This window comes from Pseudomonas sp. P4_C8, from assembly GCF_056401975.1.
Genome location: NZ_JBFUIH010000043.1, coordinates 32,932 through 44,672, shown reverse-complemented (window position 1 = coordinate 44,672; position 11,741 = coordinate 32,932). Strand labels below are relative to the sequence as shown.

11 protein-coding genes are annotated in these 11,741 nt (G+C 61.6%); all 11 read left to right on the top strand.

All coding sequences use genetic code 11. From position 1 onward, the window contains the following. Nucleotides 1-9 precede the first annotated feature (9 nt). The 11 genes from AC1DWM_RS23710 (at nt 10) to AC1DWM_RS23660 (ending at nt 11,709) form a co-directional block, all read left to right on the top strand. Nucleotides 10-264 (top strand): acyl carrier protein, encoded by a 255-nt coding sequence (locus tag AC1DWM_RS23710; protein ID WP_007947135.1) that lies wholly within the window; start codon nt 10-12, stop codon nt 262-264. After that, nucleotides 261-806 (top strand): COG4648 family protein, encoded by a 546-nt coding sequence (locus AC1DWM_RS23705; protein ID WP_223520008.1) that lies wholly within the window; start codon nt 261-263, stop codon nt 804-806. The genes AC1DWM_RS23710 and AC1DWM_RS23705 overlap by 4 nt, the downstream gene beginning before the upstream one ends. After that, the gene (locus tag AC1DWM_RS23700) at nt 803-2,482 is read left to right on the top strand and encodes an ApeI family dehydratase (RefSeq protein WP_477796276.1); all 1,680 of its coding nucleotides are present in this window, start codon (nt 803-805) and stop codon (nt 2,480-2,482) included. Before AC1DWM_RS23705 ends, AC1DWM_RS23700 begins: the two co-directional genes overlap by 4 nt. Before the next feature lie 163 nt (nt 2,483-2,645). Continuing rightward, complete coding sequence (locus tag AC1DWM_RS23695) at nt 2,646-3,380, top strand: glycosyltransferase family 2 protein (RefSeq protein WP_477796275.1); 735 nt, start codon at nt 2,646-2,648, stop codon at nt 3,378-3,380. Then, nucleotides 3,377-4,324 carry an LpxL/LpxP family acyltransferase gene (locus tag AC1DWM_RS23690; RefSeq protein WP_477796274.1) on the top strand — a complete coding sequence of 316 codons (948 nt, stop codon included), beginning with the start codon at nt 3,377-3,379 and terminating at the stop codon, nt 4,322-4,324. Before AC1DWM_RS23695 ends, AC1DWM_RS23690 begins: the two co-directional genes overlap by 4 nt. Then, on the top strand, nt 4,305-5,849 hold the full coding sequence (locus AC1DWM_RS23685; RefSeq protein WP_477796273.1) for an HAL/PAL/TAL family ammonia-lyase: 1,545 nt from the start codon (nt 4,305-4,307) through the stop codon (nt 5,847-5,849). The genes AC1DWM_RS23690 and AC1DWM_RS23685 overlap by 20 nt, the downstream gene beginning before the upstream one ends. After that, nucleotides 5,842-6,267 carry an acyl-CoA thioesterase gene (locus tag AC1DWM_RS23680; protein ID WP_223519998.1) on the top strand — a complete coding sequence of 142 codons (426 nt, stop codon included), beginning with the start codon at nt 5,842-5,844 and terminating at the stop codon, nt 6,265-6,267. Before AC1DWM_RS23685 ends, AC1DWM_RS23680 begins: the two co-directional genes overlap by 8 nt. A 146-nt stretch (nt 6,268-6,413) precedes the next feature. Then, nucleotides 6,414-6,992, top strand: a complete 579-nt coding sequence (locus AC1DWM_RS23675) for an outer membrane lipoprotein carrier protein LolA (RefSeq protein WP_477796279.1) — start codon at nt 6,414-6,416, stop codon at nt 6,990-6,992. Next, nucleotides 6,976-9,318 (top strand): MMPL family transporter, encoded by a 2,343-nt coding sequence (locus AC1DWM_RS23670; RefSeq protein ID WP_477796272.1) that lies wholly within the window; start codon nt 6,976-6,978, stop codon nt 9,316-9,318. The genes AC1DWM_RS23675 and AC1DWM_RS23670 overlap by 17 nt, the downstream gene beginning before the upstream one ends. Then, nucleotides 9,318-10,475 carry a cation:proton antiporter gene (locus AC1DWM_RS23665; RefSeq protein WP_477796278.1) on the top strand — a complete coding sequence of 386 codons (1,158 nt, stop codon included), beginning with the start codon at nt 9,318-9,320 and terminating at the stop codon, nt 10,473-10,475. Before AC1DWM_RS23670 ends, AC1DWM_RS23665 begins: the two co-directional genes overlap by 1 nt. After that, nucleotides 10,462-11,709, top strand: a complete 1,248-nt coding sequence (locus tag AC1DWM_RS23660) for an NAD(P)/FAD-dependent oxidoreductase (RefSeq protein WP_477796271.1) — start codon at nt 10,462-10,464, stop codon at nt 11,707-11,709. The genes AC1DWM_RS23665 and AC1DWM_RS23660 overlap by 14 nt, the downstream gene beginning before the upstream one ends. Nucleotides 11,710-11,741 lie beyond the last annotated feature (32 nt).

The window sequence follows — 11,741 nt, the reverse complement described above, 5'->3', positions numbered from 1 at the left end:
GACCGGACCATGCAAACTCGTGACGACATTTTCAACACCCTGCGTGATGCTTTGGTCGAACTCTTCGAGCTGGACCCGGCACGTGTGAGCCTCGAATCGAACCTGTATCAGGATCTGGAAATCGACAGTATCGATGCCGTCGACCTGATCGATCACATCAAGCGCCAGACCGGCAAGAAAATCGCCGCCGAAGAATTCAAATCGGTGCGTACTGTCAGCGACGTGGTCGAGGCGGTCTATCGCCTGGTTCAACCCGCCGCATGAGCCGACTGATCGGCCTTGGCCTGCTGCTCGCGGGCCTGTTGTACCCCTTCGCGGTGTATTTCGGCATGGAACATTTTGCTCCATGGCAATTCGGCCTGCTGTTGGGCAGCCTGTGGCTGGCTCGGGCGTTGTTCGGCACTCGCCGTCCCGGCAGCCTGTGGATGGCGACCATCGCGATAGTTTTTTGCCTGTTGCTGGCGCTGTTCGACAGTCCGCTGTTGCTACGCTGGTACCCGGTGCTGATCAGCGCGTTCATGCTCGGGCTATTTGGCCTGAGCCTCAAATTCGGCCCGCCGATGGTCGAACGCCTGGCGCGCCTGCGTGAACCGCACCTGCCAGCCAGGGCCATTATTTACACGCGCCAGGTGACGATTGTCTGGTGTGTGTTTTTCATCTTTAACGGCTTGCTCGCCGCCGCCCTGACCCTTTGGGCGCCGCTGAGCTGGTGGATGTTGTACACCGGCCTGATTTCCTACGGATTGATGGGCCTGCTGTTTGCCATTGAATGGCTGATACGACAACGGGTACGAGGCCACTCATGAATTGGATAAAGCTTGAGCAGTTGTTGCTCAAGGCTCAGCCGGAGCGTGCCGTAACGGCCGAACCGGCGTTGAATCATGCACAACTGTGCGATCAGGCCCTGCGCTTGGCGGCCGGCCTGCAAGCCCAAGGTGTGCAGCGCATCGCCGTGCACCTTGAAGACGCCGCCGACCTGGCTATTGCCCTGCTCGGTGCCTGGCGTGCCGGCGTCAGCGTGCTGCTGCCTGCGGATCTCCAACCGCAGACACGCCAACGCTGGTCCAGCGAAGTCGATCTGTGGCTGACCGATCTGGCCGATGACGCGCACCTGAGCGATTACCGCCATCCGCCTCTCGCGGGTGCCGCACTGGATTTAGACACCTGCCAGCTGAGCCTTTGCACCTCCGGCTCCAGTGGCGAACCCAAGCGTATCGACAAAACCCTGCGCCAGCTGGCCAATGAAGTTCAAGCGCTGGAACAGCTCTGGGGCGCGGACCTGGGCGGGGCGTGCATCATCGGCAGCGTCGCCACCCAACACATCTATGGCCTGTTGTTTCGGGTGCTGTGGCCCTTGTGCGCCGGGCGCCAGTTCGCACGCAAGCAACTGGCGTTCCCCGAGGACTTGCAGCGCGCCAGTCGTGAACACCCGGCCTTCGCCTGGGTCGCCAGCCCGGCGCTGCTCAAACGCATGGGTGACAACCTCGACTGGCCGGCCTTGAGCGCCGTACGACGGGTGTTTTCCTCCGGCGGTGCGTTACCTGCCGAGGCTGCGCAGAGCCTGCACCAACGCCTGCATCAATGGCCGACAGAAATTTTCGGCAGCTCGGAAACCGGCGGCATCGCCTGGCGTCAGGGTAGCGATCTCTGGCAGCCGTTTGCTGGCGTCGAGTTGAGCCAGGACAGCGACGGCGCGCTGCTGATCAAATCTGCGTACTTGCCAGCCGGCCACCTCGAACACACAGCCGACGCCGCACGAATCACCGCCAACGGCCGCTTCGAACTGCTGGGACGACTGGACCGGATTGTCAAACTGGAAGAGAAACGCATCTCGCTGCCCATGCTGGAAAAAGCGCTGATGGACCATGACTGGGTCGCGGAAGCGCGCCTCGGCGTGGTCCAGGAAAACCGCGCGTCGCTAGGTGCGCTGCTGGTGCTGAGCGAATCGGGTCTGCATTCCTTGCGCAATCAGGGTCGACGCACGCTAACGCAAGCACTGCGTCAGCACCTGAGCCAACATTGCGAAGCCCTCGCCCTGCCTCGACGCTGGCGATTGCTGCGGCAATTGCCGCTGAACGCTCAGGGCAAACTGCCTCAGGCCGATGTCGAGGCCCTGCTGCTGGCGCCCCGCGTCAAAACGCCCGAAGTGCTCGAACAGGTCGAAGTCGAGGGCGAGTGGAGCCTGCAACTGGCAGTCCCGCCGGACCTCGCTTATTTCAGCGGCCACTTCCCGCAAACGCCGGTACTGCCCGGCGTGGTGCAGGTGGAGTGGGCGTTGAATCTCGGCCAGCAATTGATGGACCTGCCGGCCAAATTCGCCGGCATGGAAGTGCTGAAGTTCCAGCAACTGGTGCGCCCGGGCGACGAAATCCAGCTGCACCTGCGCTTTGACCCGGAACGCAGCAAATTGTATTTCGCTTATCGCAATGAGACTGCTACCTGCTCCAGTGGGCGGATTTTGCTGGAGGCTGCTTGTGGATAAGTTGAAGTCCCCTGTAGCAGCTGCCGAAGGCTGCGTCCGAGTGCGAAGCGCTCGCATCGACTCCACCCCCCATATTCCGAGAAACCGCAAGTACCGGTTTACGACCGCTTCGCGGCCGGACGCAGGCTTCGCCAGCTGCTACATAGGCGAGGTGTGACTCGGTATGCATAACCCCTGCGCCATCATCCCGGTCTACAACCACGAAACTGCCATCACCACGGTGGTCGACGCGCTGATCGCCAGTGGCCTGCCGTGCATTCTGGTGGACGATGCCAGCGATCCAGCCTGCGCCAGAGTCCTCGATCAACTCGCCCAGCGCGAAAGAGTCAACTTGGTCCGCCTTGCCACCAACCAGGGCAAGGGCGGCGCCGTGATGACCGGCCTGCGCGAAGCTTCACGCCTGGGTTTCAGCCACGCGTTGCAAGTGGACGCCGACGGTCAACACGACCTGCAAGACGTGCAGCTCTTTATCGAACAATCACGCCTTCATCCTGACGCGGTGATCTGTGGGTACCCGCAATACGACGCCAGCGTGCCCAAAGGTCGTTTATACGCTCGCTACCTGACGCACGTGATGGTGTGGATCAACACGCTGTCCTTGCAGATTCGCGACTCCATGTGCGGCTTTCGCGTCTATCCATTGCCACCCACCCTGGCGCTGGTCGACTCGGCGAAGATCGGCAAGCGCATGGACTTCGACTCGGACATCCTCGTGCGCCTGGCCTGGCGCAATCAGGCGATGCAGTGGTTGCCGACCCGGGTTCATTACCCGCTGGACGGCGTCTCGCACTTTCGCCTGTTTCACGACAATGTGCTGATTTCCAGCATGCACACGCGGCTGTTTTTCGGCATGTTGCTGCGGGCTCCGGTGATCCTCTGGCGACGGTGGCGAGCATGAGCAGTGACGTAGACAAGAAGCACTGGGCTGACCGCCAGGAGCGAGGCAGTTTCTGGCTGATGAAGCTCACCGCGTTCGGCGCCAAAGTCCTGGGGCGGCGGCTATTGAGTCCGATTTTGTACGGCATCGTCCTGTACTTTTTCCTGTTCGGGCGCAGCGCTCGCCACAGCGCCTGGCAATACCAGCAACATCTCGCCGACTGGAGCGCTCGCCCTGAGTTGCGCCCTACCCATTGGCGCGTGTTCGGCCAGTTCATGGCGTTCGCCGACTCCATGCTCGACAAGCTCGACGTGTGGAACGGCAAGCTGAGCATCGACCAGATTGAAATCATCGACCCGGCACTGCTGCGCAATCAACTGCGTGGCAGCCGCGGACAGATGCTGGTGGGCGCACATTTGGGCAATCTCGAGGTCTGCCGCGCACTGGCGGAAATCGGTGAAAAAGTCACGATGAACGTGCTGGTCCACACCAAACACGCCGAGCAGTTCAACCGTTTGCTCGGCGAGGCCGGCGCGACCAACCTGCGGCTGATCCAGGTCAGCGAGCTGGACCCGGTGATCATGCTTCAATTGCATGAGCGCCTGGAGCGCGGTGAATGGCTGGCGATTGCCGGCGACCGCGTGCCGCTGCACGGCGCACGCACAGTGACCGTGGATTTTCTCGGCCATCGCGCTGCGTTCCCTCAGGGGCCGTGGTTGCTGGCCGGTTTGTTGAAATGCCCGATCAATCTGTTGATGTGCCTGAAGAAACCGTCGGGCGAATATCGCGTAACCCTCGAACCGTTTGCCGAGGCCGTGGTCTGGAAACGCAGCGACCGCGAACAGGTCATTCATCAGTGGGCGTCCCGCTACGCCGAGCGCCTGGGTCACTATTGCCTTGAAGCGCCCCAACAATGGTTCAACTTTTACCCTTTCTGGAAGACCGATGACGACGCCAACGCATGAGCCGGTAACCTTCGGCGAACTCCCTTTGCGCATCGAAGACGTGCTGGCCCTGGCCAACCGTCAGGTGCCGACGCAGTTGCAGGGCGATCCCGCGTACCGCGAGCGTATCGCCAAGGGCGCGCGATTCCTCGACTCCCTGCTGGACAAGGAAGGCGTGATCTATGGCGTGACCACCGGCTATGGCGATTCTTGCGTGGTCGCGGTGCCGCTGCATCACGTCGAAGCGCTGCCCCGTCATCTGTACACCTTTCACGGTTGCGGTCTGGGCAAACTGCTCGATGAGCAGGCCACTCGCGCGGTGCTCGCGGCGCGCTTGCAGTCGCTGTGTCATGGCGTGTCCGGGGTGCGCGTGGAGCTGCTGGAACGCCTGCAAGCCTTTCTCGAACACGACATCCTGCCGCTGATCCCGGAAGAAGGCTCGGTGGGTGCCAGCGGTGATCTGACGCCGCTGTCCTACGTCGCCGCGACCCTTTCCGGCGAGCGCGAAGTGATGTTCCGTGGCGAGCGCCGACACGCGGCTGACGTCCACCATGAACTCGGCTGGCAGCCGCTGGTGCTGCGCCCGAAAGAAGCGCTGGCCTTGATGAACGGCACCGCCGTGATGACCGGCCTTGCCTGCCTGGCATTCGCCCGCGCTGATTATCTGCTGCAACTGGCCACGCGCATCACCGCGCTGAACGTGGTGGCTTTGCAGGGCAACCCGGAACATTTCGACGAACGCCTGTTCGCTACCAAACCACACCCGGGGCAGATGCAAGTCGCCGCTTGGCTGCGCAAGGATCTGGCGATCGACGCGCCGACCGCGCCGCTGCACCGCCTGCAGGACCGCTATTCCCTGCGTTGCGCGCCTCACGTCCTCGGTGTGTTGGCCGACAGCCTGAATTGGCTGCGCTCGTTCATCGAAATTGAACTCAACAGCGCCAACGACAATCCGATCATCGACGCCGAAGCTGAACGCGTGCTGCACGGCGGGCATTTCTACGGCGGCCACATCGCGTTCGCCATGGACAGCCTGAAGAACCTGGTGGCCAATGTCGCCGACCTGCTCGACCGGCAACTCGCACTGCTGGTGGATGAGCGTTACAACCATGGCCTGCCGAGCAACTTGTCCGGCGCCAGCGCTGACCGGGCAATGCTCAACCACGGCTTCAAAGCCGTGCAGATCGGCACCAGCGCCTGGACCGCCGAAGCACTGAAAAACACTATGCCGGCCAGCGTGTTCTCGCGTTCCACCGAGTGCCACAACCAGGACAAAGTGAGCATGGGCACCATTGCCGCCCGCGATGCGATTCGCGTGCTGGAGCTGACCGAGCAGGTCGCCGCCGCGACCCTGCTCGCCGCCAACCAAGGCGTGTGGCTGCGCAGCAAGGCCGAAGACGCTCGCCCGTTGCCGCCGGCCCTGGCCGCTATGCACGAACAGCTGGCCAAGGACTTCCCGCCGGTCATCGAAGATCGTGCCCTGGAAGGCGAATTGCGCCTGTGCCTGAAACGAATAGCCGAGCAACACTGGAGGCTGCATGCGTAGCAAGGGAGTGCTTCATACCGATACGGAAATCCTCGTGCCGTTCTTTGACGTCGACACCATGCACGTGGTCTGGCACGGCCATTACGTCAAATATCTGGAAGTTGCCCGTTGCGCACTGCTGGACAAGATCGGCCACAACTACACGGCGATGGCCGAGTCGGGTTACGCCTGGCCGGTGATCGACTTGCAACTGCGGTACGTGCGCGGCGCGATGTTCGGCCAAAAATTGAACGTGCGCGCCAATCTGGTGGAGTGGGAGAACCGGTTGAAGATCAACTACCTGATCAGTGACATGGAAACCGGCGAACGCCTGACACGTGCCAGCTCGGTGCAGGTCGCCGTCGACATGGCCAGCCGCGAAATGCAGTTGGCGTCACCAAAGGTCTTTACTGACGCCGTCGAAAGGACGCTCGCATGAACCTGCTCACAACCCTCTGTAGCAGCTGGCGCAGCCTGCGTTCGACTGAGCAGCAGTCGCCCCGCGTTTCCCCAGACGTACCGCATGTTCAGGTTTTACGACGGCTCCGCCGCCGGACGCAGCCTCGCGGGCTCGGCAGCTGCTACATGTTGGTGGTGGCGTTGGGTTTTTCTTCGTTGGCGCAGGCGTTTGATTTGCAGCAGTTGAGTGATCAGCTGGCCAAACCCGATGTGATCCACGGCAACTTCATCCAGGAAAAACACCTGCGCGCCCTGCCCCAGCCGCTGACCAGCAAGGGCACGTTCGTCCTCGCGAAAAATAATGGCCTGCTGTGGTTGCTGAGAACTCCGTTGCAACAGGATTACCGAATCACCGCCAAAGGCATCGCCCGACGTGACGTCAGTGGCTGGCAGATGCTGCCGGGCAAGAGTGCAGGCGCCGAGCAGAACCGTTTGTTCCTAGCGGTACTGCAAGGCGACAGCAGCGGCTTGCAGCGTGACTTCGAGCTTTCAATGAGCGGCGATGCGCAGAACTGGAAGTTGACGTTGCTTCCGCGTTCGCTGTTGCTCAAGCAGGTGTTCAATCAGATCAACATTACTGGTGGCGAATTGGTGAGCACCATCGAGCTGCTGGAAACCCAAGGCGACAGCACGCTTTTGCGTATGCAGGACAGCACCAGCGCCCAACCGTTGAGCACTGCGGAGCAACATGACTTTGCCGAGTGAACGCAGGCTGCCATGGCTGTTCCTGATCCTGCTGCTGGCGGTGCTTGCGCTCGCCGGTTGGCAATGGCGTGACGGCGCACCGCTGTCGGCCAACCTGATGGAACTGGTGCCGGGCACGGCGCCGGACGCGCTGGAACTGCGTGCAGAACAACGCATGCAAGAACCGCTGAACCGCGAATTGCTGATGCTGGTCGGCCATAAAGATCGTGAGCAAGCCATCGCCATGGCGCAGAAACTCGGCGAACAATGGCAGGCCAGCGGTTTGTTCGAAAAGGTCCAGTGGACTCTGCAAGCCGACTTGCCCGCGCTGCGCACGCAACTGCTGCAAGGCCGACTGGCCATGCTGTCCAAGGCGGATCGCCAGCAACTGATTGAACATCCCGACGCCTTCATCCAGCAGCGGGTACAGGCACTGTTCGACCCGTTCACCGGGTTCAGCCTGGTGCCGAGCCAGGATGACTGGCTGGGCCTGACCGGGCGCATCCAGAACAGCCAGCCACAACGCGGCACCGTACAACTGGACATCGGCAGCGGCGCCTTGATCGCCGATGCCGACGGCAAGAACTGGGTGTTGCTGCGGGCAAAAACCACCGGCAATGCCTTTGACATGAGCCTGCCGTTGCAAGTGGCCGACCTGCTTGAACGCAGCCGAGAACAAGCGGCTCCGTTCGACGTGCAACTGCTGGCTGCCAGCGGCTTGCTCTACGCCGCCAGTGGTCAGCAACAAGCCAGCCGCGAGATGACATGGGTCGGTGGCGGCGCCACGCTGGGCATTCTGGCTCTGCTATTGCTGGCCTTCCGGCGCTGGCGGGTATTGCTCGCGTTTGTTCCGGTATTGGTGGGCATGCTGTTTGGCGCCGTGGCCTGCGTGGCGCTGTTTGGCCATATGCATGTGATGACGCTCGTGCTCGGTTCCAGCCTGATCGGCGTGGCCGTCGACTATCCGCTGCATTACTTGTCGAAAAGCTGGAGCCTGAAACCCTGGCACAGCTGGCCAGCATTGCGGCTGACGCTGCCGGGCCTGACGTTGAGCCTGATCACCAGTTGCATCGGCTACCTCGCGCTGGCGTGGACACCGTTCCCGGCCCTGACCCAAATCGCCGCGTTCTCCGCCGCCGGTTTGCTCGGCGCCTATCTGTCCGCTGTCTGCCTGCTGCCGGCACTGCTCAAAGGCGTGGATATACGTCCGGCGCAATGGCCACTGCGCGTCTGTGAATCGTTGCTGAGTCTGCGTGAGGCACTGCTCAGTCATTTCAACACGCCGGTACTGCTGGCACTGCTGATTGCCTTCTGCGTGGGAGGCCTGCTGCAACTCGAAAGCAAAAACGATATTCGCCAGTGGATCGGCGCACCACAGCAATTGACGGACGAAGCCCGGACCATTGCGCGCATCACCGGTTTTCAACCGACCAGCCAGTTTTTCCTGGTGCGTGGTGCGAATCAGCAGGAGTTGCTGGAGCGTCAGACCGCGTTGAGCGAGCGCCTGGATCAGTTGGTCGGCCTGGAAAAACTCCAGGGTTACCTGTCGCTGAATCAGCTGGTCAGCCAGCCAAGCGATCAGCAGCAAGTGCGTGACGCGTTGAGCAAACTGCCGCAGTTCTGGCAGCCGCTGCTCGACGTCGGCGTACCGGCAGAAGCGCTGCACGCAGAGTTGACGAAATTGCAGGCCTTGCCCGCCGAAGACATCGACGCAGCACTGCTCGGTCCGCTGGCTGAGCCCTATCGCCCACTGTGGCTGGGGCCGACCGATGACGGTGGCGTGGCGGCGATGGTCAGCCTGCAAGGCCTGAACGACCCAAGCCTGTTACGCGTTCAAGCGTTGGACTTGCCAGGCGTCGAACTGGTCGACCGTCTCGGTGAATTGAACAGCGTTTTCGCCGCGACACAGATCAGCGCAGCAGAGCTCAAACTCGCCTCCTGCGCGTTAATCGTACTGGTGTTGATGCTGCCATTCGGTCTCGGTGGCGCCCTGCGCATCGTCGCCCTGCCATTGCTCGCCGCCCTGTGCAGCCTGGCCAGTCTCGGCTGGCTGGGGCAACCGTTGACACTGTTCAGCCTGTTTGGCTTGCTGCTGGTGACGGCGATCAGCGTCGATTACGCGATCCTCATGCGCGAACAGGTCGGCGGCGCGGCAGTGAGCCTGCTGGGCACCTTGCTGGCGGCGCTGACCACCTGGCTGTCGTTCGGTTTGCTCGCCGTATCAAGCACGCCGGCCGTGAGCAATTTTGGTCTGTCGGTGAGTCTGGGCCTGGCCTTCAGTTTCATCCTGGCGCCGTGGGCGGGACGACATGTCCACAACGTTCCGGTCGCGGAGCCGGCAGCATGATGACCGTCCTGTTTTGGCTGATGGCCCTCGCGTTGTTCGCCGTGGCCACCCGTGTCGGTCGTCATTTCGGTCTGATCCCCATCGTCAGCCAGTTGCTGCTGGCAACTTTCGGCCTGCCGCTGCTGATGTACTTCTGGATCGAACCCGGTTGGCAGCTCAGCGGCGCTGAACTGATCTCGCCGACATGGCTGAAAAATCTCTACAGCCTGAGCTTTGCCTTGCTGCTGGGGCACATTCTCAGTGACGTGATCGACCTGCGGCTGGATCGCCAGAGCCTGAAAATCGCCCTGCCGAGTTTTTGCATTCCGTTCGCGGGCGGGCTGGCGACGGCGGTCTGGTTGCTGCCAGCACAGCCGTGGATCAGTTCATTGGCAGTGGGTCTGGTATTCGCCATCACCGCAATCCCGGTGTTGTATTTGTACCTGCGGCACATCAACTACCCACCAGACGCCACCCGGCGTCTGGTGCAGACCGCGATCCTCATCGACCTGGCGTGCTGGACGCTGTTCGGACTCGCTCAGGGCAGCCTGCACGTGAGCAGCCTGCTGCTGCCATTGGCCGGTGCTTGTCTGCCGGTGCTGCTGCGTTTGCTCGGTTTGCGTCAGGCGTTGCTGCACAGCGGCTGCTTCTTCGCTCTGCTGGTGGTCGCCGAGCACTTCAAGCTCAATGCACTGATTTTCGGCATCGGTTATCTGCTGTGCATGGCCGCGTTGAAAGTGCCGCTGGTGTGGCCAATACCTGCGCTCTGGATGAGCCGTTTACAAACCTGGATCGCCATTCCGCTGATCCTCACGTTCGGCATCGTGCAGATCAACGTACACGCCGCCATCACCAGCCTGAGCTGGCTACAACTGGCTGCCCTGCTGCTGTTTCCGATTGCCAGCAAACTGCTGGGCAACTGGCTGGGTCTCGGTTGGGCCGGTGCCTCCTTTGAAGGCGCCAGCCGTTGGCGGGAAAGCCTGCTGCTGAATATTCGTGGTTTGAGTGAGATCGTTTTTTTGAATCTGTTGCTGCAACTACAGCTCATCAGCCCCGCGCTGTACTTTGCGCTGATGGTGATGGGCCTGATCGCGACATTACTGCCGGCACTGGCCGGCATGCACACTCCCCCTTTGAACATCGCCGCCCCGGCAAGGAGCCCTCGTGCCAACAGTTGAAATGCAACGTCGACAAGTCGTCGTCATCGGCGCGGGGCCTTCGGGTGCCATCGCTGCCGCGCTGCTCAAACGCAACGGTCACGATGTGCTGCTGATCGAACGCCAGCACTTCCCACGGTTTTCCATCGGCGAAAGCCTGTTGTCACATTGCCTGGATTTCGTTGAAGAAGCCGGCATGCTCGATGCTGTGAATGCTGCCGGATTCCAGTTAAAAAACGGCGCCGCATTCGCCTGGGGCGATCAGTACAGCGCCTTTGATTTCGGCGACACGTTCAGCCATGGCAAGCCGACCACGTTTCAGGTGCAGCGGGCCGATTTCGACAAGCTGCTGGCCGATCAGGCCGCGCGACAAGGCGTGGAAGTTCGTTACGGCGAAGCCATCGTCAGCGTTGATTTCGACTTGCCGAAACCGCAACTCGACGTGCTGCGCGAAGACGGCAGCCAATACCGTATCGAAGCCGATTTCGTGTTGGATGCCAGCGGCTATGGTCGTGTGCTGCCGCGCCTGCTGGACCTTGAAGCACCGTCGAACTTTCCGGTGCGCCAAGCCGTGTTTACCCACATCGAAGACCACATCGACAGCCCGGCCTTCGAGCGGGAAAAAATCCTCATCACCACCCATCCCATCCATCGCGACATCTGGTTCTGGACCATCCCGTTCAGCAACGGCCGTTGCTCGGTGGGGGTGGTCGCGGCCGCTGAACATTTCGAAGGCCGCATGGATAATCTGGACGAATGCCTGCGCGGGTTCATCGCTGAAACCCCAAGCCTGGCTGGCGTACTGAAAAACGCTGTGTGGGACACACCCGCACGGACCATCGGCGGCTACTCGGCCAACGTGAAAACGCTCCACGGCCCCGGCTTTGCGTTGCTCGGCAACGCTGCGGAATTCCTCGACCCGGTGTTCTCTTCCGGCGTGACCATCGCCATGCGTTCGGCGAGCATGGCCGCTGGCGTGTTGCATCGCCAACTGCAAGGGGAAAGCGTCGACTGGCAGACCGAGTTCGCCGAACCGCTCAAGCGTGGCGTCGACACCTTCCGTTGTTATGTCGAAGGCTGGTACGCCGGGACCTTCCAGGATGTGATCTATCATCCGGGCAGCTCACCGGACATCCGCCGTATGATCAGCGCGATTCTCGCCGGTTATGCCTGGGACGAGCGCAATCCGTTCGTCAGTGAACCCAAACGTCGGCTGCGGGTGCTGTCAGAACTCTGCGCAAAAGATGTCACATGAATGACAGAACCGCCTGTTTGCGGCGCAACACC